Genomic DNA, 23901 nt, shown 5'->3' on the forward strand with positions numbered 1-23901 from the left:
GCGCTCAGCCCGCGTTCTCCTCGGCGAGGATGCGCCCCAGCGTCTCCTCCAGGTTGGTCTCGAAGTGCCCGAGCGTCATCTCCTGGCCGAGCGGGACCAGCCGGTCCGTACGGTCGAGGAAGGCCACCAGCGGTGGTGCGCTGACGCGGAACAGGGCGCGTTCGGTGCCGACCTGGAGTCTGATGTGGACATCGGAGAGCTCTTCGGGCTCGGTCGGCGAGATGTACACGTCGCCGTCGCCGCTGGGTTCGTTGATGCCGTCGACCAGCAGCTCGCGGCCGAAGGCCCAGGTGACCGGGGCGTCGCCGGGCAGATGGAACGTCATCCGCACCGCGTAGGGGTCCGCCGTCTCGTAACGGAGTTCCACGGGAATTCGGAATGAGAGCTCCTCGGAGACGAGGAAACTCATCAGGACTTCGGCCTGAACCAACTCGCGCATCATGTACCCCGCAGTTGATGACGGAAAGTTACGGAGAGTAAGAAATTCAGAGGGATTTCGGGGGTTTGAAGGGTGAAACGTCCGATATTGATGCCCCTTGATCCTCTTCTTAATCGTCCAACACGCAGTAACGGATCACAAGGAGTGATATTTCAGATACTGATAGAGAATTCCAGCGAGCCGATCAAGTTTCCGATCTCTTTGCATAGCCGTTCGACATTGGGAAGCAGTTTTCTCTCCTGATGCAGCGGCACCGACGTCGCGAGCGCCGCGACCGTCGGCCCGTGCGGCACGGGTACGGCGGCGCAGACCTGGCCGAGCACGTACTCCTGCCGCTCCAGAAAGGGTCCCGTACGCCCCCTGGCACCGAGGCGCGACAGAAGTGCGCGCCGGTCCGCCACGGAGTAGGGGGTGAGCGGGCCCACGGGGTGCCGGTCGAGGTGGTCCCGGCGGGCGGCCTCGTCGAGCTGGCCCAGCAGGCACTGGCCGATCGCGTGCGCGTGCCCGGTCTCGCGGAAATCCGCCCATTCGGCGACGGCGGGCGCGGCGGGGCTGTCGGCGACCGCGACGATCTCGATCTCGCCCTCTCGGTAGACCGCGAAATAGACGGGCGCCCCGATCAGATCGCGGCAGTACTCCATCGACTCGGCCAACGTGCGGCAGGCCGGGCCGGTCCCGGGGCCTTCGCCGCTCACCAGGCGGTCCACCGCGGCGCCGAGGAAGAAGACGCCCTTCTCACGGCGCAGATAGCCCTCGTGGGTCAGGGTGCGCAGCAGGTGATAGGCGGTGGGGAGGGGAAGGCCGGCCTCCCGGGCGAGCTGTTTCGCCGGTGCCCCGTTCGGATGGGCGCCGGCCGACTCCAGCAGACGCAGCGCTCGCCGCACCGAACCGATCAGGGTAGGGGCAGCTGACGTGCTCGCTGTGGCCAAAGGTCACCCCCGGGCGTACTGACGGGCGTGCGCCCGCTCGCGGGGGCCGCCCCCGCACCTGTCACACCCCCGGTGACCCGAGACAGAGTCTGAGGCCCGGCGCCGGGAACTCGCACAATGCATTGGTCAAAATGACCGGCGACGCTGTTTTCGCAAGGGGTGCCAGAGGCTTGCCACTCTAATGGCAGTCTCTGAGGTGGAAGTGGTTTCGTCTCCGCCTTTCCCCCGCGCGGGCTAACGGCCGGGGCGGGGGCCGCCCCCGGCGGGGGCGGGACGGCGGCGGAACGACAGGGGCGGGGGTACGAATGTGGAGGACGGCGCGGGCTACCAGTCACCTCGCGAGGACGACGCCGTGAACTTCCGCACCGCGTAGACGAGCCCACCGACCAGGGCCACCAGGATCAGCAGCTTGAAGAGCAGTCCGATCACAAAACCGACCACGCTCGCGATCAGCCCGCCGAACACGACGAGCACGACCACGGGCAACGCGATCCACTTCACCCACCAGGGCATTCCCGCGACCATCTCCCGCACCGCCATCGTCCCTACCTCGTTCCGTGAGTACCTGAAGCACGCAGAAGCGTGAATACCTGATGAGCGTTCCCGCTGCTTCCGATGCTAGAGCGGCGCGGGGCGGAGCGGAGGCCCCGCGGCCCTGGAACTCCCCTGATCCGACCCTGACGGAATCATGAGGGTCCGGCCTCAGCCCTCCGGAGGGGAGAAGACGACCATCACCCGCAGGTCCTCGGTGATGTGGTGGAACTTGTGCGGCTGACCGGCCGGTACGTAGACGACGCTGCCGCGACCGACCTGCGTCGTCTCCATACCCACGGTGATCGATGCGCGCCCGCTCACGACGAAGTAGACCTCGTCCTGTCGGTGCGGCTGCTGCGGGTCGATGGTCCCGGCGTCCAGCGCGTACAGGCCGACGGACATATTCCGTTCCCGTACAAACTGCAGATACGCCCCGTCGTTGGCGGCACGTTCCGCCTCCAGCTCGTCCAGTCGGAATGCCTTCATGCCACGATCTCACCATGAAGAATTTCGTAGTCAAGACGATCGCCAACGCCGGAGCGCTGGCCGTCGCGATCTGGCTGATCAATGACATCACCCTGACCGGCGACAGCACCGGCAAGAAGGCGCTGGCACTGGTGGTCGTGGCGCTGATCTTCGGAGTGGTGAACTTCGTCGTCAAGCCCATAGTCCAGCTGCTGACACTGCCGCTGTTCATCGTCACCCTGGGGCTGTTCACCCTGGTCGTGAACGCGCTGATGCTGTTGCTGACCTCCTGGTTCGCCGACAAGCTCGACCTGAGCTTCCATGTCGAGGGTTTCTGGACCGCGGTGCTCGGCGGGCTCATCATCTCGATCGTGTCGTGGGCGCTGAACGTCGCGCTCCCCGACGACAAGGACTGATCCCCCTTGGACCCCATGAACCTTGTGGAGCCGGCGGGGAGCGGCCTCGGGGACGGCACACGCGCCGTCCGGGCAGGGCTGCCCGACCCGGTGAAATACGAACCGACCATGCCGGGCCCGGTGTTCGCCGCCCACTTTCATCTGCCGGGTGAGCCGACGGGTCCCTACACCTACGGCCGCGACACCAATCCGACCTGGACCCATCTCGAACGTGCCATCAGCGAGCTGGAGGCGCCCGGCCGGAGCGTCGAGACCGTCGCCTTCGCCTCCGGGATGGCCGCGATCTCGGCGGTGCTCTTCTCCCAGCTGCGCACCGGCGACGCGGTCGTCCTGCCCGACGACGGCTATCAGGCGCTGCCGCTGCTGCGGGAGCAGCTCACGGCGTACGGCATCGAGGTACGGACCGCGCCCACCGCGGACGACGCGCAGCTCGGTGTGCTGGCCGGTGCCCGGCTGCTGTGGATCGAGACCCCGTCCAACCCCGGGCTCGATGTCTGCGACATCCGCCGGCTGGTGCGGGCCGCGCACGACCGGGGCACTCTCGTCGCCGTCGACAACACGCTCGCCACACCGCTCGGCCAGCGGCCCCTGGAGCTCGGCGCGGACTTCTCCGTGGCCAGCGACACCAAGGGCATGACGGGCCACGGCGACATCCTCCTGGGCCATGTGACCTGCGAGGATCCCGAGCTGGCGGCGGGTGTGCGGCGCTGGCGCAAGATCGCCGGGGCCATCCCCGGACCGATGGAGGCCTGGCTCGCCCACCGCTCGCTGTCCACGCTCCAGCTCCGCGTCGACCGCCAGTGCGCGACCGCGCTGCTGCTGGCGCGGGCGCTGGCCGGGCGCGCCGATGTGAGCGGACTGCGGTATCCGGGGCTGCCCGACGACCCCTCGCACGCAGTCGCCTCGGCGCAGATGCGGCGGTACGGGTGCGTGGTGTCGTTCGTCCTGCCCGACCGCGATCACGCCGAGCGTTTCCTGGACGCACTGCGGCTGGTGGACGACGCGACGAGCTTCGGCGGTCTGCGCTCGACCGCGGAACGGCGGGGGCGGTGGGGCGGCGACGCGGTACCGGAGGGCTTCGTCCGGTTCTCCGTCGGAGCCGAGGACCCCGACGATCTCGTCGCCGACGTCCTGCGCGCACTGGCGGAAGCCGCCGGCTGAACCGTGGGCGAGACCCCGGGCGGAACGGACGGTCCGAGCCTCCCCCCTCGTGGCTCGGGCCGTCCGTTCCGCCCCGGGTCTCGCGCGCGAAGAACCACGCCAGCAAGGCTAGTTGACTCTGCGTCAGTGTCCAATCACGGTAGCGACAGCCGCCTATCGACTTATTTATAGTTGGACGTTCCGGCGAAGGGCCCGGGACGGGTTCGGACGGACCGGAAGTTGAGGAGGGCTGCCATGGACCTGGCCCTGCTGCGTACCTTCGTCACCGTGCACCGAGCCGGATCGTTCACCCGCGCCGCCGCCCTGCTCGGGCTCTCCCAGCCCGCGGTCACCGGCCAGATACGCACCCTGGAACGCCAGTTGGGCCGCCCGCTGTTCCTGCGCCAGGCCCGTGGCGTCACCCCCACCACCATGGGCGACGAACTCGCCCACCGTGCCGCTCCCCATCTCGACGCCCTGGTCGAGATCACCGAGACCGGTCTCGACGAGGAGTCCGGCGTACGGACGCTGCATCTCGCCGGGCCGCCCGAGTTCACCTCCGTACGCGCCCTGCCCGCGCTCACAGCGCTGATCAGCCAGGGGCTCGCCCTCCGCGCCTCCTTCTTCGCCGACGCCGAGGAACTCCTGGACGGCCTCGCCGCAGGACACCACGACCTCGCCATCGTCACCGCCCGGCCACGCGGCGGACTGCTCACCTCGACCCCGCTCTGCGACGAGGAGCACGTCCTGGTCGCCTCGCCGCGCTGGGCGGCGCGGCTGGGCCACGACGTGCTGCGCGAGGGCCATGTCGTACTGGAGCAGCTTCCGGTGGTGGAGGTACACGAGTCCCTGCCGCTCGTCTCGCGCTACTGGGCGTCGGTCTTCGACTCACGGCCGGCCGCCGCGGGCGCCGTCATCGCACCCGACCTGCGCGCCGTCCTGGAGAGCGCGGCGGCCGGCGCCGGGCTGGCCGTGCTGCCCCGCTATCTGTGCGAAGCCGCACTGGAACGCGGTGAGATCGTCGCTCTCTACGATCCGCCGGTGCCCCCGCTGCGGACGTACTTTCTCGTCGTACGGACCGGCACACTGGCCCTTCCGCACATCGCGCGGGCGCACGAATGGCTGCTGCGTGCTTCGGTCGACTGGTGACCGCGCGGGCCCGGGGAGTTTCGGCACGGCCGTATCGGGCCACGCTCTTCCCATGACCGAACGGCCCGTGGTCAAGCGCACCGCACGCGCCATCCTGCTCGACGGCGACCATCTCGTCCTGATCAAGCGCACCAAGCCGGGTGTGGATCCGTACTGGCTGACTCCCGGCGGCGGGGTGGAGCCCGACGACGCCACCGTTGTCGCCGCGCTCCACCGCGAGGTCGACGAGGAACTGGGCGCCAAGATCACCGATGTCGTGCCCTGCTTCGTCGACACCGTCGAGCACATCGCGGACGGCGGCATCACCGGTGTGAAGGTGCAGCACTTCTTCGTCTGCCGGCTCGAATCGCTGGACCCGTCACTGCGGCACGGGCCGGAGATCGACGAGCCGTGCGGGGAGTACGAGATCGTACGGGTGCCGTTCAGCCGGGTCGGGATCGCCGCCGTCCATCTCGTCCCGCTCTCGCTGCGGCACTATCTGGACGGCAACATCGAGGGCGTACGGGCGATGCACGCGCCCGACCTGGGCTGACACGCCGACCGGCCTCAGCCGCGCGAGTGCGGGCGGGTGCTCAGCAGTTCGAACGCCTCGCGCAGATCGCCGCCCCGGTAGGTGTGCGTGGCGAGCCCGGTCAGATGGTGGTCCGCGTTCACCGCCACCGCGCGGGGGACGGACGCGAAGATCGCCGCGTCGGACATGGAGTCCCCGAAGGCGACACAGTCTTCGAGGCGGACACCGAACCGCTTACACAGCTCGTTCGCGATCCGGACCTTGGCCGCCGTGTCGAGGATCCCCGACCGGTCCACCGGCCCGGTGAACGGCAGGGCCGGCCAGCGTGAGCCATGGGTGGCGTGCGCGCCCCACGGCAGCAGGCGTTCGACGAAGAAGTCCGGCGACAGCGTGATCACGGCGCAGTAGTCGCCGCGTGCACGGATGTCCGCCCAGACCTCGCGGATGCCGGCCAGCCACGGCGCCCCCTCGAAGGCCGTCTCGACCTGCGCGGCGGTCAGCTCCGCCCACAGCTCCCTGGCCCGGACGGCGAACTCGTCCGGGGCCAGCCCCGCGGTCAGGAACTCACGCTCCAGCTCCGCGATCTCGGCACTCACACCGAGCTGCCGGGAGATCTCGACGGCGGCGGCCGATCCCCGGATCAGCGTGCCGTCGAGATCGAACAGATGCAGGGTACGCGGGCGGTCGTGGATGTTCTTCCCGGGGCTCTCCATGTACGCCGAGGTTAGTACGGGCGGTTACTCCCGCCGTCAGACGCCCTCCGCCGCGGATCGCGGCACCGTGTTTCACGTGAAACCAGTCAAGCGGCCCGTCCGCCGGGCACTCCTCGTCGTCCATGTCGCCGTCTCCGTGAGCTGGCTGGGCCTCACCCTCGGCCTGCTCACGCTCGGCATCACCGCGTACACCACCGGGGACTCCTCCCTCACCGAGGCGTCCTACCGTGCGATGAAGGTGTTCGCCGACTGGCTGCTCGCGCCCGTCGTCGTGATCACGCTGGTCAGCGGGCTGGTGCTCTCCCTGGGAACGCCCTGGGGGCTGGCCCGGTACCACTGGGTCCGGGTCAAGTTCTGGATCACGCTGGTCACCGGCGCGGCCACGGTCTTCGCACTGCGGCCGGGGATCGGAGAGGCCGCGGAGAGCGGCGGTGTGCCCGACATCAGTCTGGTCGCCGCGCCGTCGGTGGCGACCGGTGCGTATCTCTTCATGACCGTCGTCTCGGTGCTGAAGCCGTGGGGGCCGACACGCCGGGGGCGGCGGGTCCGGGCCGCCTCGGCCGGGAAGCGTGCCGGTCGCGAGGTGGCGGAGAAGCGCCTCGGCCCGGCCGCGTGACGGCCCCGGCGGGGACCGTGTCCGTCGCCGCCTCCGAGGTGGTGGCCGTGGTGGTCTCCGTGGTGGCGATCTCGCCGTCACGGGCAGCGCGGCGTTCCAGGGTGCGCGAGACGACGGCGAGGAGCAGCGCGGAGGCGGCCAGCGCGGCACCGACCCAGTTGGGCGCCGTGTACCCGAGCCCGGCGCCGATGACAAGGCCGCCGAGCCAGGCGGCGAGGGCGTTGCCGAGGTTGAACGCGCCGATGTTGACGGCGGAGGCGAGCGTCGGGGCGCCGGACGCCTGGTCGAGCACGCGCTTCTGGAGCGGCGGCACGGTCGCGAAGCCCAGCCCACCGATCAGGAGGAGGGTGACGGCAGCGGCGATCTTGTTGTGCGCGGTGAGGGTGAACAGCCCCAGGACGACGGACAGGGCGCCCAGCGAGACGTACAGCATGGGCATGAGGTGGCGGTCGGCGTACCTGCCGCCGATGAGGTTGCCGCCCACCATGCCGAGGCCGAGGAGCACGAGGAGCCAGGTGACGGAGGAGTCGGCGAAGCCGGCGGTCCGCGTCATCATCGGGGTGATGTAGGTGATCGCGGCGAAGACGCCGCCGAATCCGAGGACCGTCATCCCCATGGCGAGCAGGACCTGGACGTTGCGGAAGGCGGCCACCTCGTGGCGGATCCGTACGCCTCGCGGCCCGGGCTGCTCCGGTACGAGCTTGGCGACACCGGCGAGACCGACGACTCCCAGGCCCGCGACGAGGAGGAAGGTCGCGCGCCAGCCGGTGCTCTGGCCGACGTATGTGCCGAGGGGGACGCCCACGACATTGGCGAGGGTGAGACCGGTGAACATCATCGCGATGGCGCCGGCCCTCTTGTGCGGGGCGACGAGCCCGGCGGCGACGACCGAACCGATGCCGAAGAAGGCGCCGTGGGCGAGTGAGGCGACGACCCGGCCGGTGAGCATGAGGCCGAAGGTGGGGGCGAGTGCGGACATGACGTTGCCCGCGATGAACAGGCCCATCAGCAGCATCAGCATGCGCTTGCGGCTGACGCGGGTGCCCAGGACGGTCATGATCGGCGCGCCGAGTACGACTCCGAGGGCGTAGCCGCTGACCAGATGGCCCGCGGTGGGGATGGTGACGGCGTACTCGGCGGCGACCTCGGGGAGCAGCCCCATGATCACGAATTCGGTGGTCCCGATCCCGAACGCCCCGATGGCCAGGGCGAGGAGCGCGAGTGGCATGGATGTGGCCTTTCCCGGATGTGTGTCGGTACGCGGGCCGCTCGCGTGTGCGCTGCCCACGTGTGCGCTGCTGACGCGCCTGCTGCTTGTGCATGCGCTTTACGAGCGTGGACAATACTTGCAGACGCCGTTTAATTGCAAGCGCGCTATATTGCAGACGTGCCCTATCCTGGGTCCCGCAAGCTCCGGTCGATGGAGACGACGGAGACGACGGAGGAAGACGCCATGACCGCCACGGATCCCGCACTCACCGCCCTCGCCCAGGGCTGGGTGGCCCTCTCCCTGCTGCACAGCAGGATCGAGACGCATATCGAGCGGGCCCTGCAGAGCGGGCACGATCTGAGTGTCCGTGAGTACTCGCTGCTCGACGTCCTCAGCCGCCAGCACGACGGCGAGGGCGGACACCTTCAGATGAAGCAGGTCGCCGACGCGGTGGTCCTCAGCCAGAGCGCGACCACCCGACTGGTCACCCGTCTTGAGGATCGCGGCCTGCTCACGCGCTATCTCTGCCCGACGGACCGGCGCGGGATCTACACCGACGTGAGCGAGGCGGGCCTGCGCCTCCTCGCCGGGGCCCGGCCGACGAACGACACCGCGCTGCGGGAGGCCCTGGACGCGGCGGCGACGAATCCGGAGCTCGCGCCGCTGGTCAGGGCCGTGGAGGAGCTGCGTGTACCCGCGCGGTCGACCCCGGTGACATCGGCGTAATCTGCGAGCCATGAGCGATCTGCGCATACGGCCGGCCGACGCCGGTGACCTCCCCGAGATCGTGGCGATGCTCGCCGACGATCCACTGGGAGCGGCACGCGAGTCGCCGGACGACCTCACCCCTTACCTCAGGGCCTTCGAGCGGCTCGCCGACGACCCGAATCAGTACCAGGTCGTCGCCGAACGCGACGGGCGCGTCGTCGGCACGCTCCAACTGACGATCATCGCGGGCATCTCACGCCGGGGCGCCACGCGTTCGGTCATCGAGGGCGTCCGCGTACACGTCGACGAGCGCGCCTCCGGCCTCGGCACCCGGCTGATCCGGTGGGCCATCGATGAATCCGGGCGCCAGGGCTGCCAGTTGGTCCAGCTGACGTCCGACGCGACGCGAAAGGACGCCCAGCGCTTCTACGAGCGGCTCGGATTCACCGCGTCCCACGTCGGATTCAAGATGAGCCTGGAGAGCGGGAGCTGACGCGAGGGACGGCCCGGTGCGGGCACCGGCGCCGTGCGTCCGGTTTCACGTGAAACATCACAGACCGCGCCAGCCCTGCTCGTCCACCCCGCCCGGGACCGCGTCCCCCGGCGCGTACGGCTCGCGGGTGTAGACGAAGGAGCCCAGGTCGAGATGGCTCACCCGGCCGTCCGGGCGGCGGACGGCCTTCAGCGTCTCCCCCGTGTAGTAACCGTCGAGCCCCTTCCACGTACCGTCCGCTCGGGCCACGAACCGGGAACGCCGGCCCGCGTCGCGCAGCGGCGCGAAGTCCAGTCCGCGATCCGCCGTCAGGCGCAGGACATACGGAGTCGCCCCCCAGTACCAGGGACCCGTCAGCTCCAGCAGTGACTGGTCGACCTCGGGCAGCGGCCGCCACGGCTCGGGGATACGGGGCTCCGCCTCCGCGACGATGTTGATGAGTTCGGCGGCCACGACACCGGTGAGCGGGCCGGAGGTGGCGTTGGCGAGCGCGACGCCGACCAGTCCGTCCTCGACACTCACCCAGAGCGCGGCGACAAAGCCGGGCAGCGAGCCCGTATGCCCGGCGTATGTGCGGCCACCCCCGTGGACGAGCTGCACGCCGAGCCCGTAACCGCCGCCCCACTGACCGCTCTCGGGGGGCGTGGCGGGAGTCCGGGCCTCCTGTACGGAAGCGGCGCTCAGGACCCGGTCGTCGCCCCCGGCGAGGAACGCCCCGAAACGGCACAGATCGTCCGCCGTCGACCAGAGCTGGCCCGCCGGGGCCATCAGGCCGAGATCCTCGGCCGGTTCGGGCAGGATCGCGTCCGCCCAGGGATGCACGGCCCAGCCGCCGGCCGCCGGGGCGACGGGCTGTGTGGTCGTACGGCGCATCGACAGCGGCTCCAGGATCTCCCGCCGCAGCACCGCCTCCCAGGGCGCGCCGCGCAGCGCCTCGATCAGCGAACCGAGCAGGGTGTAGCCGGGGTTGGAGTAGTGGTGCAGCCGGCCCGCGGGGTGCAGCACGGGGTTCTCGCCGAGCACGTCGGCCAGTTCGGGGCGCGTCGTGCCGGGCGTGCGCTCCCACCAGGGGGCCGGTGCCTCGGCCGCCAGACCTGCCCCGTGGCCGAGGAGCTGGGCGATGGTGACCTCACCGACCCCGGTACCGGGCAGGTGCTTCTCCAGCGGGTCGGCCAGATCGAGCAGGCCCTCGTCGCGCAGCCGCAGCACCAGAACGGCGGTGAAGCACTTGGTGATCGAGCCGATCCGGTACTGGGTGTCCGCGTCCGGCTCATGACCGTCCACACAGCTGCGCCCGCCGGACCAGACCGTGTGCCCGTCGCGCGCGACCGCGCCGACGAGCGAGGGGGCGCGCCCTTCGGACTGCGCGGTGGCGACGCGGTGCAGCAGGGCCCGTCGCGTACTGGGGAGGAGTTCTTCGAGGGGTGAGGTCATGGTCCACATCTATCGGTAGAGCCCTGTCCCGTCGACCGCATTTCGGCGACCCTGCCTCCGGGGGCGGAGCGCTCTCTCAGAGCGCCAGGCCGTCGAGGATCCCGGCCACCTTCGGGGCCTGGAGCAGGAACCCCGTGTGGCTGCTGTCCAGGGTGTGCACGTCGTAGGGGTTCTGCGGCGTCAGCTCGTCCGCCTCGGCGATCAGCCGGTCCTGCATGGCGAGCGGGATCGACCGGTCGTTGGCGAGGCGAATGTAGGAGCGGGCGACCGTGCCCCACATATCGGCGTGCCCACGCCCCTCGCCACCGATCACCATCAGCGACTTGTCGGGCTGGAGGATGTTGATGAAGGCCATGAACTCCGCGTCGGTGGCCTCCGCCATCGTCGCCTCCTTGAGGGCGGCGAGCAGCTGCGGATCGGCGGTGCGGTAGTTGGCCCGGCCGACTCCGATCACCTCCGGGTCCCCCACGTTGAAACCGCCGAGACCGGGGAGCAGGCTGTCGGCGAACTCCGGCTCCGCCATGTACTCCATCGGGTTGCCGTGCCGCACGCACGACCACGCGGAGATGTACACGAGCCGGTCGATCAGACCGGGAATCTCATTGCCGACGGCGGTGGTCGTCAGTCCGCCGAGGCTTGCGCCGACGAGCACCACCGGCCCGTGCCCGGCCACCCGGCGGACGGCATCGGCCACCAGGTCGACGTTGTCCCGCAGGGTGACACCGGCCAGGGTCGACGGCTCGGCCGCCCACGCGTCGAGATCCTGCGGTGCCTGGTAGGCGACCGGATACTGCGCGTCGAGCCCGTGCCCCGGCAGATCGACGGCGAGACCGCGGTGCCCGATCCAGCGCCAGCTCCCGCTGGATCGGGGCCCACATGAAGGAGCCGCCGCACGAGCCGTCCACGAGTACGAACGTGGGGCGGGCAGCAGCGGCGGAGGGCACTGGGACCAGTCCAGTTCGACGGAGTCGGAGAGTGCGACGAGCGTATCGACGGCCGGACTTCTCATCCGTACTTTGGTCGGCCGAGCGGTGGCGACGAGCCATACCTTGGACGGAAACGGCAGTACAGAAGGCGGGTTACCGGGCCCGTACCCCGTTCCTAGCGTTGAGCCATGACAGCCGAGACGACGCACGAGACCCCGCGCACGGCACCGGCTCACCCAGGCCGGGCAGGAGCGAACTGAAGGCGGCGAGGACGGAAGGCACCCTCCCCGCGTACGTCTTCGACGGCCCGGCCGCCCACCGGGACCGACGGCTGCGCCGCGTCGTCGCGGGAACGGCGATCCCCGCCGGCCTGGGACGGTCGCTGATACGCATGGGCAGGGCCGCCGATCCGGACCACGGCCACGACTACGAGGACGGCGGGGACCCGGACTCGCCTTCCGGCAGCCACTCGTCCCCGGAACCGGGCGGCTTCAGCTGCGGAAGCGGCGGCGGGGGCGGCGGCAGCGACTAGGTCCGGACAGAGCCCGGGGTGGGGCTGATCCGATAGCCTCCAGCGCCCCCGGTCGCCCGCCTCGGCGACCTCGGAGCGGGCGACGTCCCCGGAGTCCTCGAAGTCCGCCGGAAGAATTTCGCGGCAGGATGTCGAGAACCCGGCCGCGGCTCCGTCTCAGGGGTGAACGCGGCCACAATGGGCCGTACAGCACCAAGGAGAACCATCATGGCCAAGTACCTGCTGCTCAAGCACTACCGGGGCACTCCGACCGCGGTCAACCACGTGCCGATGAACCAGTGGGAGCCGGAGGAGGTCGTGGCTCACGTGCAGTACATGCGTGACTTCGCCGCTCGGCTCGAAGGCACCGGCGAGTTCGTCGACGGCCAGGCGCTCTCCGAGAAGGGCACGTTCGTCCGCTACGACGGCGAGGGACGGCCACCGGTCACCGACGGCCCGTTCGCGGAGACCAAGGACCTGATCGCGGGCTGGATGGTGATCGACGTCGAGACCTACGAGCGGGCGCTCGAACTGGCGGCGGAGCTGTCCGCGGCTCCGGGCGCGGGCGGGAAGCCGATCCACGAGTGGCTTGAGCTGCGCCCGTTCCTCGCCGCGTCCCCGACCGTCACGGAGTGACGCGCATGGACGAGGCGCTGCTGCGCACCCTCACCCCCGCGGTGATCGGCGTCCTCGTCCGTCGCGGAGCGGACTTCGCGTCGGCCGAGGACGCCGTGCAGGACGCCCTGGTCGAGGCTCTGCGCGTATGGCCGGACGACCCGCCGCGCGATCCCAGGGGCTGGCTGGTCACCGCGGCCTGGCGCAAGTTCCTCGACACCGCCCGCGCCGAGACCTCACGACGGCTCCGCGAGGTGCGCGTCGAGAGCGAGCCAGTGCCCGGCGCGGGCGAGGCGGTGGACGACACGCTCCATCTGTACTTCCGGTGCGCGCACCCGTCCCTGACACCGGCCTCGGCCGTCGCGCTCACGCTGCGCGCGGTCGGCGGCCTGACCACACGCCAGATCGCGCGCGCCTACCTGGTGCCGGAGGCGACCATGGCCCAGCGCATCAGCAGGGCCAAGCGGACCGTCTCCGGTGTCCGGTTCGACCGGCCCGGTGACGTCGCCACGGTGCTGCGCGTGCTCTACCTGGTCTTCAACGAGGGCTACTCCGGCGATGTCGACCTCGCCGGCGAGGCGATCCGGCTCACTCGCCAACTCGCGGCCAGGACCCACCACGAGGAGGTCGCGGGACTGCTCGCGCTCATGCTGCTCCACCACGCACGCCGCCGGGCACGGACCGGCCCCGACGGCAGGCTCGTGCCTCTCGCGGAGCAGGACCGCGGCCTGTGGGACACGCGTCTGATCGCCGAGGGCGTCGACGTGCTCCAGGCAGCCCTCGCCCGCGACCGGCTGGGCGAGTTCCAGGCCCAGGCCGCCGTCGCCGCGCTCCACGCCGATGCCCGGTCGGCCGAGGAGACCGACTGGGTGCAGATCGTGGAGTGGTACGACGAACTGGTGCGGCTCACCGACAACCCGGTGGCCCGCCTCAACCGGGCCGTCGCGGTCGGCGAGGCCGACGGCGCGCGGGCCGGCCTGGCGGCCCTGGCGGCGCTCGACCCCGCCCTGCCCCGCCACACCGCCGTCGCGGCGTATCTGCACGAGCGCGACGGCGACCCGGCGACCGCGGCCCGGCTCTACGCCGAAGCCGCCCGATCGGCGACCAGCCTGCCGGAACGCGACCACCTCACACGCCAGGCCGCACGGCTCAACGCGAGGCTGAGGGGCTGCTGAGCGGCAGAGCGACGAGGGTCCGAACACCGTCCGGTGGCGCCGCAGGTCCACGCCCCGGCGCCTTCGCTTCGACGCCTGGGCCCCGTCCGGGCGTGACCGCACTCCCACCGGTACAGCCGCGTCGCTCAGGTCTGCGCCATGTCCACGAAGCGCGAGTAGTGGCCCTGGAACGCCACCGTGATCGTCGCCGTCGGGCCGTTACGGTGCTTGGCCACGATCAGGTCCGCCTCGCCCGCGCGCGGTGACTCCTTCTCGTACGCGTCCTCCCGGTGGAGCAGCACCACCATGTCCGCGTCCTGCTCGATGGAGCCCGACTCACGCAGGTCCGAGACCATCGGCTTCTTGTCCGTACGCTGCTCGGGGCCACGGTTCAGCTGGGAGAGCGCGATGACCGGCAGCTCCAGCTCCTTCGCCAGCAGCTTGAGGTTTCGCGACATGTCCGAGACCTCCTGCTGGCGGCTCTCCGCGCGCTTCGAACCGCCGGACTGCATCAGCTGGAGGTAGTCGATGACCACCAGCTTCAGTCCGTTGCGCTGCTTGAGCCGGCGGCACTTCGCGCGGATCTCCATCATCGACAGGTTCGGCGAGTCGTCGATGTACAGCGGCGCCTGCGAGACGTCCGGCATCCGGCGGGCCAGCCGCGTCCAGTCCTCGTCCGTCATCGTGCCGGACCGCATGTGGTGCAGCGCCACCCGCGCCTCCGCAGAGAGCAGGCGCATCGCGATCTCGTTGCGCCCCATCTCCAGGGAGAAGATGACGCTCGGCAGGTTGTTCTTGATGGAGGCCGCGCGCGCGAAGTCCAGCGCGAGGGTCGACTTGCCCATGGCGGGACGGGCCGCGATGACGATCATCTGGCCGGGGTGCAGCCCGTTGGTGAGGGAGTCGAAGTCCGTGAACCCCGTCGGCACACCCGTCATCTCTCCGCTGCGTGAACCGATCGCCTCGATCTCGTCGAGCGCGCCCTCCATGATGTCGCCGAGGGGCAGATAGTCCTCGCTGGTGCGCTGCTCGGTGACCGCGTAGATCTCGGCCTGGGCGGAGTTGACGATCTCGTCGACGTCGCCGTCCGCCGCGTATCCCATCTGTGTGATCTTGGTGCCGGCCTCGACGAGACGGCGCAGCACCGCGCGCTCGTGCACGATCTCCGCGTAGTACGACGCGTTCGCCGCCGTCGGGACCGACTGGACCAGCGTGTGCAGATAGGACGCTCCGCCGACCCGGGTGATCTCGCCGCGCTTGGTCAGCTCGGCGGCCACCGTGATGGGGTCGGCCGGCTCGCCCTTCGCGTACAGGTCGAGGATCGCCTGGAAGACCGTCTCGTGCGCGGGGCGGTAGAAGTCGTGGCCTTTGATGATCTCCACGACGTCGGCGATCGCGTCCTTGGAGAGCAGCATGCCGCCGAGCACGGACTGTTCGGCGTCCAGGTCCTGGGGAGGCACCCGCTCGAAACCGGGTGATCCGCCGTCCCACGCGGCGTTGTCCCTGCCGCGCTCGTGCTGCTCGTCGCGGCCCCTTCCCTCACCTCGGCGCTGGCGGGAGACCGGCAGACGATCACCCGGACCGGCTTCGGTCCAGGGGTCGTCCAATGGCTCGGGGATGCTCATCCGGCCACCTCCTCCCGTCCGCCATGCGGACCTCGCCGTGCGAGTCTTTCTACGGCACGACACTGACAAATCGAGTGGCCTGACTCCGGTTCCGGCGCGTCGGACGTCGGTCCACGGTAGGCCTGCGGGGACGGTCCGCCAATCTGGTTATCCACAGGCCATGTGGACGAAGGACCATATGCTGTGGAGAACTCCGGTGAACCTGTGCACGGACCGGGGGACAGCACTGTGGACAACCTCGTGCCACCTCCGCCACACCGACTCTGACCTGGGTTTTCTCCATCCACCGGCTGTGGGGGAGAAAAACTTTCCAAGCTGGTCCAAGATCCGAGCAAACGGCGCACAGCAGCGCCCGAATCTCATCAGTCGGTAAGGATCACAGCCGCATTGCATCTCTTACCTGTGGAAGATTGGATTGAGCGCATGACACAGGTCCCCACGGCATCCGGTTCCGGCTCCGACAGCGGTCGGGACAGTGACCCCGGCGACCGGCTCGACAGGGGACCCGACACGGGGTCCAAGGCCGCCCGACGGCGACACGACCGCGAGATCGTCGCCCTCGCCGTGCCCGCTTTCGGCGCCCTCGTCGCCGAGCCTCTCTTCCTGATGGTCGACAGCGCGATCGTCGGCCATCTCGGTACTCCGCACCTCGCCGGACTGGCGATCGCGGCGGCTCTGCTGGGCACGGCCGTGAGCGTCTTCGTCTTCCTCGCCTACGCCACCACTGCGGCCGTCGCGCGCCGCGTCGGCGCGGGTGATCTTCAGTCCGCCATCCGGCAGGGCATGGACGGGATCTGGCTCGCCCTGCTGCTGGGCGCCGCCGTCATCGCCGTCACCCTCCCCCTGGCGCCCTGGCTCGTCGGCGTCTTCGGCGCCTCGGACACCGCCGCGCCGTACGCGATCACCTATCTGCGCATCTCCAGCCTCGGCATCCCGGCCATGCTGGTCGTCCTGGCGGCGACCGGCGTCCTGCGCGGTCTGCAGGACACCCGGACCCCGCTGTACGTCGCCATCGGCGGCTTCGGCGCCAACGCCGTCCTCAACGTGGTGCTCGTCTACGGCGTCGGCCTCGGCATCGCCGGTTCCGCCTGGGGCACCGTCCTCGCGCAGTTCGGCATGGCCGCGGCCTATCTGGTGGTCGTCGTACGGGGGGCGCGCCGCCACGGCGCCTCGCTCCGGCCCGACTCCGCCGGCATTCGGGCCAGCGCCCACGCGGGCGTCCCCCTTCTGGTCCGTACGCTCTCCCTGCGGGCGGTCCTGATGATCGCCACCGCCGTCGCGGCCCGCCTCAGCGACGCCGATGTCGCCGCGCACCAGATCATCCTGTCGCTGTGGAGCCTGATGGCCTTCGCACTCGACGCCATCGCCATCGCCGGACAGGCGATCATCGGCCGCTATCTGGGCGCGAACGATCCCCAGGGTGCCAAGGACATCTGCCGTCGCATGGTGCAGTGGGGTGTGGTCTCCGGCGTGGGACTCGGGGTGCTGATCGTGCTGGCACGCCCGCTGTTCATCCCGCTGTTCACGGGCGATCAGCTGGTCCAGGACACCTTGCTGCCCGCCCTCCTGGTGGTGGCGGTCACCCAGCCGGTCGCGGGCATCGTCTTCGTACTGGACGGTGTGCTGATGGGCGCGGGCGACGGTCCCTATCTCGCGAAGGCGATGGTGGTGACGCTGGCCGTCTTCGCACCGGTCGCGCTGCTGGTGCCGGTGTTCGGGGGCGGACTCACCGCCCTGTGGTGGGCCATGACGCTGATGATGGCGGTCCGCATGCTGACTCTGTGGCTGCGCACCCGGTCCGGCCACTGGCTGGTCACGGGCGCCACGCGCTGACCGGAGACTCCGGCGTCCCCGCGTTTCACGTGAAACAGCGCGGAAAACGCAATCGCCGGACGGGCCTGAGCCCGTCCGGCGATTGCGGACGAAACAGCTACCGGGCGGACCCGGTCAGCCACCGCGGTCGAAGCCCTAGGCGGACACGACCTCGACGCCGAACTTCGCGGCGACCTCGGGGTGCAGACGCACCGACACCTGGTGCGAGCCCAGGGTCTTGATCGGCGAACCGAGCTCGATACGGCGCTTGTCGACCTCCGGACCACCGGCGGACTTGATCGCCGAAGCGAGGTCGGCCGGGGTGACGGAGCCGAAGAGACGGCCGGCGTCGCCGGAGCGAACAGCCAGACGCACCTTCACACCTTCGAGGCGGGCCTTGATCTCGTTGGCCTGCTCGATGGTGGCGATCTCGTGGATCTTGCGAGCACGACGAATCTGCTCGACGTCCTTCTCGCCGCCCTTGGTCCAGCGGATCGCGAAACCACGCGGGACCAGGTAGTTGCGGGCGTATCCGTCCTTGACGTCGACGACGTCGCCGGCGGCGCCGAGGCCGGAGACCTCGTGAGTGAGGATGATCTTCATGATTAAGTCACCCTCCCCTTATCGCGCGGTGGACGTGTAGGGCAGCAGCGCCATCTCACGGCTGTTCTTGACTGCCGTGGCGACGTCACGCTGGTGCTGCGTGCAGTTGCCGGTGACGCGGCGGGCACGGATCTTGCCACGGTCGGAAATGAACTTCCGCAGCATGTTCGTGTCCTTGTAGTCCACGTACTGGGTCTTGTCCTTGCAGAATGCGCAGACCTTCTTCTTAGGCTTGCGCACAGGCGGCTTCGCCATGGTGTTTCTCCTGTGTGATCAAGAAAGTGGGAGCGAGCTGCCCTAGAAGGGCGGCTCGTCCGAGTAGCCGCCGCCGGAACCGCCGGAGCCTCCGCCCCAACCGCCTCCGTTGCCTCCGCCACCCTGCTGCTGGCCACCGCCGGCCGGCGCGCTGGTCGCCCAGGGATCGTCGGCGGATGCTCCGCCGCCGCCCTGCTGCTGACCACCACCGGGGCCGCCGCCCCAGTTGCCGCCGCCCTGCTGCTGACCGCCGCCACCGCCGCCGTAACCGCCCTGGCCACCACGACCGGTGGTCTTGGTGACCTTGGCCGTGGCGGTCTTCAGGCTGGGGCCGACTTCCTCGACGTCCAGCTCGTAGACCGTGCGCTTGACGCCTTCGCGGTCCTCGTACGACCGCTGCTTGAGCCGGCCCTGCACGACGACGCGCATGCCCCGCTGAAGCGACTCGGCGACGTTCTCCGCCGCCTGACGCCAGACCGAGCAGGTGAGGAACAGGCCATCGCCGTCCTTCCACTCGTTGGTCTGCTTGTCGAAGATGCGGGGAGTCGACGCGACACGGAACTTCGCGACCGCCGCACCGGACGGGGTGAAGCGCAGCTCGGGGTCGTCGACGAGATTGCCGACGACCGTGATGACGGTCTCGCCTGCCATTGGGTGAACCTCTCGGCGGGGATTGCTTCTGGTGCTGGCTGCTACTCGGACCCGATTACCGCTGAGCTAGAAGCTCAGTGGGTCTCGGGACGGAGGACCTTGGTCCGGAGGACCGACTCGTTCAGGTTCATCTGTCGGTCGAGCTCCTTGACGATCGCGGGCTCAGCCTGCAGATCGATGACCGAGTAGATGCCCTCGGGCTTCTTCTTGATCTCGTAAGAGAGACGACGACGGCCCCAGGTGTCGACCTTCTCCACCTTTCCGTCGCCCTCACGGACGACGGAGAGGAAGTTCTCGATCAGCGGGGAGACTGCTCGCTCCTCGAGATCGGGGTCGAGGATGACCATCACCTCGTAGTGACGCATGTGGAACCCACCTCCTTTGGACTCAGCGGCCACGGTCGTTCCGTGGCAGGAGGGTCGTGATGCGTGAGCAACGGTATCGGCAGCCACTGACAATCCCGCTCGACGAGCGAGGATCGCGTTCTGGCCTGGGCAGACACCGGTGCAGACCGTACAGACTACCTCTTGACCGGCTTCCGGTTGAAATCCGGCCGGGGACGGACGCACCCTGTACACATCGGGTGTGGGCGGCGCTACGATGCGCCGCCCTCCGGCAAGGCGCCAGGAGGTGCCCCATGGCTCAGGCAATGCAATCCAGGAGAACTGGTTCTCTCTTCGCCTCCGATCACCGGCCCCATCCCCTCCAGGACGTTCTTCTCTGGGTGACCGCGGTGGTGGGTGTCACCGCCTTCGTCTCCGGGATGTTCGACAACCTGCACATCCTCAGCTCCTGGGCGGGGCTCATCGGCATCCTCACGGGCCTGTACGGCCAGTTCGTCTCGGTGACGACCCACGAGCGGTTCGCGTTGATCATGGGCCTGGCCTCCTCGGCGGTCGGCTTCTATCTCGGGATGGCGCACGGCGGTCTCTTCGGCGGAGTACTGGGCTGAGGCCCGCTCCGCCCCGTGGCCAGCCGGGGCGCTCCTTCGGCAAGTAGGCTTCGGCGCGAGAGCCGGAGCCCCCCTACTCCATGGGGACACATCTGCGAGGAGCGCCCCGCATGACCCTGACGCTGAGCACCATCAGTCGCGAGCAGCATCTGGCGTACATCCAGAGCCTGCCCGCGGCCAGCCACTGCCAGGTCCCCGCGTGGGCGGACGTGAAGACGGAGTGGCGCTCGGAGAGCCTGGGCTGGTTCGACAGGGACGGCCAGCTGGTCGGCGCCGGCCTGGTGCTCTACCGCCAGCTGCCCAAGATCAAGCGGTATCTCGCGTATCTGCCCGAGGGCCCGGTCATCAACTGGTACGCCCCCAACCTGGCCGACTGGCTCCAGCCGATGCTCGCGCATCTGCGCAACCAGGGCGCCTTCTCCGTGAAGATGGGGCCGCCGGTGGTGATCCGCCGCTGGGACGCGGCGGCCATCAAGTCGGGCATCCAGGACCAGGACGTCAAGCGGCTCCGCGATGTGGAGGCCACCCACATCGAGCCGCGTGCCTTCGAAGTGGCCGACCGGCTGCGCAAGATGGGCTGGCAGCAGGGCGAGGACGGCGGGGCGGGCTTCGGAGACGTACAGCCCCGCTACGTCTTCCAGGTGCCGCTGGCGAACCGGTCGCTGGACGATGTCCTCAAGGGCTTCAACCAGCTGTGGCGGCGCAACATCAAGAAGGCGGAGAAGGCGGGCGTCGAGGTCGTCCAGGCCGGCTACGACGACCTGGCCGAGTGGCAGCGGCTGTACGAGATCACCGCTGAGCGCGACCACTTCCGGCCCCGGCCGCTCTCGTACTTCCAGCGGATGTGGACCGTCCTCAACTCCGAGGACCCCAACCGCATGCGGCTGTACTTCGCCCGGCACGAGGGGGAGAACGTCGCGGCCGCGACGATGCTCATCGTGGGCGGCCACGTCTGGTACTCGTACGGGGCGTCGGCCAACCACAAGCGGGAGGTCCGGCCCTCGAACGCGATGCAGTGGCGGATGCTCCGTGACGCCTACGCGATGGGCGCGACCGTCTACGACCTGCGCGGGATCTCGGACTCGCTCGACGAGACGGATCACCTGTTCGGTCTCATCCAGTTCAAGGTGGGCACGGGTGGCGAGGCCGTCGAGTACGTGGGCGAGTGGGACTTCCCGCTCAACAAGTTGCTCCACAAGGCTCTCGACATGTACATGTCTCGCCGTTGAGCCGTATCCCGACGCATATCCAGACCGGTATCCCGACCCGGTGGACCCAAGACCCTCAAGCACGTTCATATCCTTCATACACCGCAGCCACGAGAAAGGTTCCGGACCGGCATGGCGCTCTCCCTCTACGTCGACACCGCGCGCTGGCGGGCGCACCAGAAGACGGTCATTGACCAGTTCCCGGGCCTCGTCCCGGTCTGCAAGGGCAATGGCTACGGCTTCGGTCACGAACGGCTCTCCGAGGAGACCTCCCGCTTCGAGTCCGACATCCTCGCCGTCGGCACCATCTACGAAGCCGCCCGCATCAAGGACTGGTTCAGCGGCGATCTCCTGGTCCTGACCCCGTTCCGCCGCGGCGAGGAGCCCGTACCGCTGCCCGACCGCGTCATCCGCTCCGTCTCCTCGGTCGACGGCGTCTTCGCGCTGGTGGGCGCCCGTGTCGTCATCGAGTGCATGAGCTCGATGAAGCGCCACGGCGTCCGCGAGGAGGAGCTCGGCCAGCTCCACACCGCCATCGAGGACGTACGCCTCGAAGGCTTCGCCCTGCACCTGCCTCTCGACCGCACGGACGGCTCCGAAGCGGTCGAGGAGGTCATCGGCTGGATGGACCGGCTGCGCGCGGCCCGGCTCCCGCTGCACACCATGTTCGTAAGCCATCTGCGCGCCGAGGAACTGGCCCGTCTCCAGCGGCAGTTCCCGCAGACCCGGTTCCGCGCCCGCATCGGCACGCGGCTGTGGCTGGGCGACCACGAGGCGACCGAGTACCGGGGCGCCGTGCTGGACGTGACGCGCGTCGTCAAGGGCGACCGGTTCGGCTACCGCCAGCAGAAGACCGCGTCCGAGGGCTGGCTGGTGGTCGTCGCGGGCGGCACCTCGCACGGGGTCGGACTTGAGGCACCGAAGGCGCTGCACGGCGTGATGCCGCGCGCCAAGGGCGTCGCGCGGGCGGGCCTGGCGACGGTCAACCGCAACCTCTCGCCCTTCGTGTGGTCGGGCAAGCAGCGCTGGTTCGCCGAGCCGCCGCACATGCAGGTGTCGATCCTGTTCGTGCCGGCGGACGCGCAGGAGCCCAAGGTGGGCGACGAGCTGGTGGCGCATCTGCGGCACACGACGACCCAGTTCGACCGGCTCGTGGACCGCTAGAACCGCCTGTCGGACAGGAGTCAGGAACGCGATGGCCGGTCGGCCGCCCTTCCGGGCGCCGACCGGCCGTCGGTTTTCAACCCGTCGGTCGGTGGCTCAGGCGGCCCCGGGCGGCCGCATCCCCCACGAGACGCGCTGAGACGCCTCCACCGTGTGCGCCGTGTACGCCCCCGGCCGGGCGGCCCGGCCGAGCACGAACACGTCCCGCGCCCCGTCCAGCACCCCGCCCGACGGATCGTCCGAACCGTCGCGCCGTACGCCGTCGCGCTCCGGCAGCAGGACGTCCCGTACGACGACGGCGCACAGGTACAGCGTCCCCAGCAGGTGCAGCGCGATGGCCAGCTGGTAGCCCTCGGTCGGCAGCCCCTTGTGGGCGTCACCGCTGGTCGTGTACGCGAGATACATCCAGATGCCCAGGAAGTACATGACCTCGCAGGCCTGCCAGATCAGGAAGTCGCGCCACCGGGGCCGGGCCAGCGCGGCGAGCGGGATCAGCCACAGCACGTACTGCGGCGAGTAGACCTTGTTGGTCAGGATGAAGGCGGCGACGACCAGGAAGGCGAGCTGGGCGAACCGGGGACGTCGCGGCGCCGTCAGGGCGAGCGCCGCGATGCCCGCGCACGCCAGCACCATCAGCACCATCGACCAGGTATTGACGGTCTCGACCTCCAGGGAGCGCCCCGTGCGCTGAGTGATGATCAGCCAGAACGAGCCGAAGTCGACCTGCCGCTCCTGGCTGAACGTGTAGAACTTCTTCCACCCCTCGGGCGCGAACAGCATCACCGGCAGATTCACCAGCAGCCACGAGAAGGCCGTACCGCCCAGCGCCGCCCCGAACTCCCGCAGCCGCCCCGCGCGCCAGCACAGCAGCAGCAGGGGCCCCAGCAGCAGTACGGGATAGAGCTTGGCCGCCGTCGCGAGGCCGATCAGGATGCCGAATGCCAGCGGACGGCCGCGCGACCACATCAGCATCCCGGCCGCCAGGAGCGCGACGGCCAGCAGGTCCCAGTTGATGGTGGCGGTGAGGGCGAAGGCGGGCGCCAGGGCGAGGAGCAGGGCGTCCCAGGGGCGGTGCCGGTGGGTGCGTGCGACGCAGACGGCGATGATCACCGCGCAGATCATCAGCATCCCCGCGTTCACCATCCAGTACATCTGTTCGCGGTGCTGGATGGAGCCGTCGCCGGGGGTGAACCAGGAGGCGACCTCCATGAACAGACCCGTCAGGACGGGGTACTCCAGGTACTGCATGTCGCCGTTGAGCTGATCGAAATACGGTACGAGGTTGTCGGCGAAGCCCCGCCCGAGGAAGAGGTGCGGGATGTCCGAATAGCAGGCGTGCGTGTACTGGGAGCTGGCGCCCCGGAACCAGGCCCATTCGTAGCAGGGCATCTTCTGCACCATGCCGAGCGCGAACATCCCGATCGCCACCAGCGCGACCACCCGTACCGGCGTGAGCCGGCTGGTGCCGTACCAGGCCCAGCGGCCGATGGGACCGCCGATCAGCTCGCTGCCCGCCGCGGCGATCCTGTCCCGCCTGGTGGGCGGTACGACCGGCCGGTCCTTGGGCACCGCGATGTCTTCTGTGCTCGGCATGCCGCCCATCCTGCCGTACGCCGCCGCGGCACGGCGAAGGCCGCCGCACCGGGGCGTACACGGTGTGTGTACGCC

The 23901-nt window shown here is 69.7% G+C and carries 27 protein-coding genes and 1 pseudogene; 14 read left to right on the top strand and 14 right to left on the bottom strand.

Annotated features, from left to right (window positions below):
• Nucleotides 1–4: 4 nt before the first annotated feature.
• The 4 genes from SSPS47_RS16555 to SSPS47_RS16570 all read right to left on the bottom strand — a co-directional run bounded on the left by SSPS47_RS16555 (nucleotide 5) and on the right by SSPS47_RS16570 (nucleotide 2388).
• Nucleotides 5–439, bottom strand: a complete 435-nt coding sequence (locus SSPS47_RS16555; protein WP_147873126.1) for an SsgA family sporulation/cell division regulator — start codon at nucleotides 437–439, stop codon at nucleotides 5–7.
• Nucleotides 440–591: 152 nt separating this feature from the next.
• Nucleotides 592–1368: a helix-turn-helix domain-containing protein gene (locus tag SSPS47_RS16560; RefSeq protein WP_164251780.1), complete on the bottom strand. Its 777-nt coding sequence runs from the start codon at nucleotides 1366–1368 to the stop codon at nucleotides 592–594.
• Nucleotides 1369–1692: 324 nt separating this feature from the next.
• Nucleotides 1693–1908: a DUF5326 family protein gene (locus tag SSPS47_RS16565; RefSeq protein ID WP_203557860.1), complete on the bottom strand. Its 216-nt coding sequence runs from the start codon at nucleotides 1906–1908 to the stop codon at nucleotides 1693–1695.
• Nucleotides 1909–2070: 162 nt separating this feature from the next.
• Entirely contained in the window at nucleotides 2071–2388 is a 318-nt protein-coding gene (locus SSPS47_RS16570) for a cupin domain-containing protein (protein WP_147873129.1), read from the bottom strand.
• A 14-nt stretch (nucleotides 2389–2402) separates the two neighbouring features.
• Between SSPS47_RS16570 and SSPS47_RS16575 the strand changes: the two genes are divergently transcribed.
• From SSPS47_RS16575 to SSPS47_RS16590, 4 genes are all read left to right on the top strand, one after another.
• Nucleotides 2403–2783 (top strand): phage holin family protein, encoded by a 381-nt coding sequence (locus tag SSPS47_RS16575; RefSeq protein WP_164251781.1) that lies wholly within the window; start codon nucleotides 2403–2405, stop codon nucleotides 2781–2783.
• 15 nt (nucleotides 2784–2798) lie between these two features.
• Nucleotides 2799–3944 (top strand): cystathionine gamma-lyase, encoded by a 1146-nt coding sequence (locus tag SSPS47_RS16580; RefSeq protein WP_164251782.1) that lies wholly within the window; start codon nucleotides 2799–2801, stop codon nucleotides 3942–3944.
• Nucleotides 3945–4178: 234 nt separating this feature from the next.
• Nucleotides 4179–5072 (top strand): LysR family transcriptional regulator, encoded by an 894-nt coding sequence (locus SSPS47_RS16585; RefSeq protein ID WP_147873131.1) that lies wholly within the window; start codon nucleotides 4179–4181, stop codon nucleotides 5070–5072.
• 52 nt (nucleotides 5073–5124) lie between these two features.
• Nucleotides 5125–5604: an NUDIX hydrolase gene (locus SSPS47_RS16590; RefSeq protein ID WP_164251783.1), complete on the top strand. Its 480-nt coding sequence runs from the start codon at nucleotides 5125–5127 to the stop codon at nucleotides 5602–5604.
• A 14-nt stretch (nucleotides 5605–5618) separates the two neighbouring features.
• Here SSPS47_RS16590 and SSPS47_RS16595 read toward each other — a convergent pair whose 3' ends face one another.
• On the bottom strand, nucleotides 5619–6296 hold the full coding sequence (locus SSPS47_RS16595) for an HAD family phosphatase (protein ID WP_164251784.1): 678 nt from the start codon (nucleotides 6294–6296) through the stop codon (nucleotides 5619–5621).
• 76 nt (nucleotides 6297–6372) lie between these two features.
• Between SSPS47_RS16595 and SSPS47_RS16600 the strand changes: the two genes are divergently transcribed.
• Nucleotides 6373–6912, top strand: coding sequence for a DUF2269 domain-containing protein (locus SSPS47_RS16600; RefSeq protein WP_164251785.1), 540 nt, complete (start codon nucleotides 6373–6375; stop codon nucleotides 6910–6912).
• A gap of 88 nt (nucleotides 6913–7000) precedes the next feature.
• Here SSPS47_RS16600 and SSPS47_RS16605 read toward each other — a convergent pair.
• Nucleotides 7001–8140: pseudogene (locus SSPS47_RS16605) on the bottom strand (MFS transporter); the annotation flags it as partial.
• A gap of 225 nt (nucleotides 8141–8365) precedes the next feature.
• Between SSPS47_RS16605 and SSPS47_RS16610 the strand changes: the two are divergent.
• A complete protein-coding gene (locus SSPS47_RS16610; protein WP_164251786.1) occupies nucleotides 8366–8848 on the top strand; it encodes a MarR family transcriptional regulator in 483 nt (160 codons plus the stop codon).
• Nucleotides 8849–8858: 10 nt separating this feature from the next.
• Nucleotides 8859–9323, top strand: a complete 465-nt coding sequence (locus SSPS47_RS16615) for a GNAT family N-acetyltransferase (RefSeq protein WP_164251787.1) — start codon at nucleotides 8859–8861, stop codon at nucleotides 9321–9323.
• Nucleotides 9324–9380: 57 nt separating this feature from the next.
• On the opposite strand, the gene SSPS47_RS16620 is transcribed toward SSPS47_RS16615, so the two are convergent.
• A complete protein-coding gene (locus SSPS47_RS16620) occupies nucleotides 9381–10757 on the bottom strand; it encodes a serine hydrolase domain-containing protein (RefSeq protein ID WP_164251788.1) in 1377 nt (458 codons plus the stop codon).
• Nucleotides 10758–10833: 76 nt separating this feature from the next.
• The gene (locus tag SSPS47_RS16625; protein WP_343234889.1) at nucleotides 10834–11766 is read right to left on the bottom strand and encodes an alpha/beta hydrolase; all 933 of its coding nucleotides are present in this window, start codon (nucleotides 11764–11766) and stop codon (nucleotides 10834–10836) included.
• Between the two features lie 98 nt (nucleotides 11767–11864).
• On the opposite strand from SSPS47_RS16625, the gene SSPS47_RS35445 reads away from it, so the two are divergent.
• The 3 genes from SSPS47_RS35445 (at nucleotide 11865) to SSPS47_RS16640 (ending at nucleotide 13984) form a co-directional block, all read left to right on the top strand.
• A complete protein-coding gene (locus SSPS47_RS35445) occupies nucleotides 11865–12215 on the top strand; it encodes a hypothetical protein (RefSeq protein ID WP_164251789.1) in 351 nt (116 codons plus the stop codon).
• Between the two features lie 207 nt (nucleotides 12216–12422).
• The gene (locus tag SSPS47_RS16635) at nucleotides 12423–12830 is read left to right on the top strand and encodes a YciI family protein (protein WP_164251790.1); all 408 of its coding nucleotides are present in this window, start codon (nucleotides 12423–12425) and stop codon (nucleotides 12828–12830) included.
• 5 nt (nucleotides 12831–12835) lie between these two features.
• On the top strand, nucleotides 12836–13984 hold the full coding sequence (locus SSPS47_RS16640) for a DUF6596 domain-containing protein (RefSeq protein WP_164254617.1): 1149 nt from the start codon (nucleotides 12836–12838) through the stop codon (nucleotides 13982–13984).
• A gap of 125 nt (nucleotides 13985–14109) precedes the next feature.
• On the opposite strand, the gene dnaB is transcribed toward SSPS47_RS16640, so the two are convergent.
• Nucleotides 14110–15588 carry a replicative DNA helicase gene (dnaB, locus tag SSPS47_RS16645; protein WP_078076239.1) on the bottom strand — a complete coding sequence of 493 codons (1479 nt, stop codon included), beginning with the start codon at nucleotides 15586–15588 and terminating at the stop codon, nucleotides 14110–14112.
• Nucleotides 15589–16011: 423 nt separating this feature from the next.
• Between dnaB and SSPS47_RS16650 the strand changes: the two genes are divergently transcribed.
• Nucleotides 16012–17421, top strand: coding sequence for an MATE family efflux transporter (locus tag SSPS47_RS16650; protein WP_164251791.1), 1410 nt, complete (start codon nucleotides 16012–16014; stop codon nucleotides 17419–17421).
• A 135-nt stretch (nucleotides 17422–17556) separates the two neighbouring features.
• Here SSPS47_RS16650 and rplI read toward each other — a convergent pair whose 3' ends face one another.
• From rplI to rpsF, 4 genes are all read right to left on the bottom strand, one after another.
• Nucleotides 17557–18003: a 50S ribosomal protein L9 gene (gene rplI, locus SSPS47_RS16655; RefSeq protein ID WP_164251792.1), complete on the bottom strand. Its 447-nt coding sequence runs from the start codon at nucleotides 18001–18003 to the stop codon at nucleotides 17557–17559.
• 18 nt (nucleotides 18004–18021) lie between these two features.
• Entirely contained in the window at nucleotides 18022–18258 is a 237-nt protein-coding gene (rpsR, locus tag SSPS47_RS16660; RefSeq protein WP_003967857.1) for a 30S ribosomal protein S18, read from the bottom strand.
• A gap of 42 nt (nucleotides 18259–18300) precedes the next feature.
• The gene (locus SSPS47_RS16665; protein WP_164251793.1) at nucleotides 18301–18909 is read right to left on the bottom strand and encodes a single-stranded DNA-binding protein; all 609 of its coding nucleotides are present in this window, start codon (nucleotides 18907–18909) and stop codon (nucleotides 18301–18303) included.
• Nucleotides 18910–18983: 74 nt separating this feature from the next.
• Entirely contained in the window at nucleotides 18984–19274 is a 291-nt protein-coding gene (gene rpsF / locus SSPS47_RS16670; RefSeq protein WP_023540278.1) for a 30S ribosomal protein S6, read from the bottom strand.
• Between the two features lie 272 nt (nucleotides 19275–19546).
• Between rpsF and SSPS47_RS16675 the strand changes: the two genes are divergently transcribed.
• The 3 genes from SSPS47_RS16675 (at nucleotide 19547) to SSPS47_RS16685 (ending at nucleotide 22233) form a co-directional block, all read left to right on the top strand.
• The gene (locus tag SSPS47_RS16675) at nucleotides 19547–19861 is read left to right on the top strand and encodes a hypothetical protein (protein ID WP_164251794.1); all 315 of its coding nucleotides are present in this window, start codon (nucleotides 19547–19549) and stop codon (nucleotides 19859–19861) included.
• 110 nt (nucleotides 19862–19971) lie between these two features.
• On the top strand, nucleotides 19972–21090 hold the full coding sequence (locus SSPS47_RS16680; protein WP_147873142.1) for a peptidoglycan bridge formation glycyltransferase FemA/FemB family protein: 1119 nt from the start codon (nucleotides 19972–19974) through the stop codon (nucleotides 21088–21090).
• A 111-nt stretch (nucleotides 21091–21201) separates the two neighbouring features.
• Entirely contained in the window at nucleotides 21202–22233 is a 1032-nt protein-coding gene (locus SSPS47_RS16685) for an alanine racemase (protein WP_164251795.1), read from the top strand.
• 96 nt (nucleotides 22234–22329) lie between these two features.
• Here the strand turns inward: SSPS47_RS16685 and SSPS47_RS16690 are convergent, their stop codons facing one another.
• Nucleotides 22330–23826 (bottom strand): glycosyltransferase 87 family protein, encoded by a 1497-nt coding sequence (locus tag SSPS47_RS16690; protein ID WP_164251796.1) that lies wholly within the window; start codon nucleotides 23824–23826, stop codon nucleotides 22330–22332.
• Nucleotides 23827–23901: the final 75 nt, after the last annotated feature.

This window comes from Streptomyces sp. S4.7 (assembly GCF_010384365.1).
In the GTDB taxonomy this organism is placed as follows: domain Bacteria; phylum Actinomycetota; class Actinomycetes; order Streptomycetales; family Streptomycetaceae; genus Streptomyces.

Coding starts and splice junctions, on each gene's coding strand:
- SSPS47_RS16585 (WP_147873131.1), top strand. CDS start 4,179: ATGGACCTGGCCCTGCTGCGTACCTTCGTCACCGTGCACCGAGCCGGA.
- SSPS47_RS16635 (WP_164251790.1), top strand. CDS start 12,423: ATGGCCAAGTACCTGCTGCTCAAGCACTACCGGGGCACTCCGACCGCG.
- SSPS47_RS16675 (WP_164251794.1), top strand. CDS start 19,547: ATGGCTCAGGCAATGCAATCCAGGAGAACTGGTTCTCTCTTCGCCTCC.
- SSPS47_RS16555 (WP_147873126.1), bottom strand. CDS start 439: ATGCGCGAGTTGGTTCAGGCCGAAGTCCTGATGAGTTTCCTCGTCTCC.
- SSPS47_RS16640 (WP_164254617.1), top strand. CDS start 12,836: ATGGACGAGGCGCTGCTGCGCACCCTCACCCCCGCGGTGATCGGCGTC.
- SSPS47_RS16680 (WP_147873142.1), top strand. CDS start 19,972: ATGACCCTGACGCTGAGCACCATCAGTCGCGAGCAGCATCTGGCGTAC.
- SSPS47_RS16595 (WP_164251784.1), bottom strand. CDS start 6,296: ATGGAGAGCCCCGGGAAGAACATCCACGACCGCCCGCGTACCCTGCAT.
- SSPS47_RS16575 (WP_164251781.1), top strand. CDS start 2,403: ATGAAGAATTTCGTAGTCAAGACGATCGCCAACGCCGGAGCGCTGGCC.
- SSPS47_RS16615 (WP_164251787.1), top strand. CDS start 8,859: ATGAGCGATCTGCGCATACGGCCGGCCGACGCCGGTGACCTCCCCGAG.
- SSPS47_RS16580 (WP_164251782.1), top strand. CDS start 2,799: ATGAACCTTGTGGAGCCGGCGGGGAGCGGCCTCGGGGACGGCACACGC.
- rplI (WP_164251792.1), bottom strand. CDS start 18,003: ATGAAGATCATCCTCACTCACGAGGTCTCCGGCCTCGGCGCCGCCGGC.
- SSPS47_RS16565 (WP_203557860.1), bottom strand. CDS start 1,908: ATGGCGGTGCGGGAGATGGTCGCGGGAATGCCCTGGTGGGTGAAGTGG.
- SSPS47_RS16690 (WP_164251796.1), bottom strand. CDS start 23,826: ATGCCGAGCACAGAAGACATCGCGGTGCCCAAGGACCGGCCGGTCGTA.
- SSPS47_RS16570 (WP_147873129.1), bottom strand. CDS start 2,388: ATGAAGGCATTCCGACTGGACGAGCTGGAGGCGGAACGTGCCGCCAAC.
- rpsR (WP_003967857.1), bottom strand. CDS start 18,258: ATGGCGAAGCCGCCTGTGCGCAAGCCTAAGAAGAAGGTCTGCGCATTC.
- SSPS47_RS16650 (WP_164251791.1), top strand. CDS start 16,012: ATGACACAGGTCCCCACGGCATCCGGTTCCGGCTCCGACAGCGGTCGG.
- SSPS47_RS16610 (WP_164251786.1), top strand. CDS start 8,366: ATGACCGCCACGGATCCCGCACTCACCGCCCTCGCCCAGGGCTGGGTG.
- SSPS47_RS16665 (WP_164251793.1), bottom strand. CDS start 18,909: ATGGCAGGCGAGACCGTCATCACGGTCGTCGGCAATCTCGTCGACGAC.
- dnaB (WP_078076239.1), bottom strand. CDS start 15,588: ATGAGCATCCCCGAGCCATTGGACGACCCCTGGACCGAAGCCGGTCCG.
- SSPS47_RS16620 (WP_164251788.1), bottom strand. CDS start 10,757: ATGACCTCACCCCTCGAAGAACTCCTCCCCAGTACGCGACGGGCCCTG.
- SSPS47_RS16625 (WP_343234889.1), bottom strand. CDS start 11,766: ATGAGAAGTCCGGCCGTCGATACGCTCGTCGCACTCTCCGACTCCGTC.
- rpsF (WP_023540278.1), bottom strand. CDS start 19,274: ATGCGTCACTACGAGGTGATGGTCATCCTCGACCCCGATCTCGAGGAG.
- SSPS47_RS16590 (WP_164251783.1), top strand. CDS start 5,125: ATGACCGAACGGCCCGTGGTCAAGCGCACCGCACGCGCCATCCTGCTC.
- SSPS47_RS16685 (WP_164251795.1), top strand. CDS start 21,202: ATGGCGCTCTCCCTCTACGTCGACACCGCGCGCTGGCGGGCGCACCAG.